1 protein-coding gene is annotated in these 1,045 nt (G+C 50.8%); it reads left to right on the plus strand.

Annotation, left to right across the window (positions count from 1 at the left end; genetic code table 11):
• A partial coding sequence (locus tag CCS90_RS14810; RefSeq protein WP_257205629.1) for an Ig-like domain-containing protein occupies positions 1–1,045 on the plus strand: 1,045 nt, incomplete at both ends.

The raw sequence follows: 1,045 nt of genomic DNA on the forward strand, positions 1-1,045 counted from the left end.
GTGATTTCAGGTACGGCTGAGGCCAACAGTACAGTGACCGTTCAAGTCGGCGGTGCCACTTATACAACCACAGCCAGCCCAACGGGCGTTTGGAGTATTGATCTTGATACCCAAGCACCTGATTCTGGCGTATTGAGTTTGGACACCAACGGTGCCAATGATGTCACAGCAACGGCAACTGATGCTGCTGGTAACACCTCTGCGCCTGATCTAACTTCAGGTGAATTGGTGCTTGATACCACTGCACCGACTGCACCATCTATTGATCCGGTCAATGAAAACACCAACCCAGTCACTGGCTTATCTGAGCCAGGTGCACTGATCACCTTAACCGGTGTGGTTTGTGACAATGACCCAGTCTTTGCTGATGTGAATGGCGTTTGGAGTTGTGATGTAACCTCAACGGCTCCCCTAACTCCTGGTGATGTCATCAGTGCAACGGCCACCGACCCTGCTGGTAATGAGTCAGGTCCTGGTACAGCCACTGTGGGTGATTCAAATACACAATCTGTTGCACCACACATCAACTCTGTGGCCAATGGCGATGTTGAAATCACCGGTACTGCCATTGCAGGCTCAATCATCAACGTAGTGGGTATCACTTGTGACAACGACCCCATCTCAGCCGATGCAGCTGGTGACTGGATTTGTATCAACCCAACACCGACTCCAACCACTGGTGATGTGATCAATGTAACGGCCACCCAAGGTGCCTTACAACCTTCACCGCCAGCTTCAACCACTGTGTTTGATCCCAATGTCACTGCACCTGCAGCGCCAAACGTGGATCCAACCGATGGTGATCCGGTTGAAGGTACAACCATTCCTAATGGTGACATCACGGTCTATGATGACATGGGCAATTTGATTTGTTCAACCACTGCCGATGGTTCAGGTAACTTCTCTTGTTCTCCGGTTAATCCATTGCCAGCCGATGGCGATGTGATCAGTGTGATTGTGACCGATGAAAACGGTAACTCATCATCACCAACTCAAGTGACTGTTGATCAGAGCGCGCCAGCCGTCCCTGTAATCACAGCACCCA

The sequence above is a fragment of the Marinicella litoralis genome (assembly GCF_002591915.1).
GTDB lineage: Bacteria > Pseudomonadota > Gammaproteobacteria > Xanthomonadales > Marinicellaceae > Marinicella > Marinicella litoralis.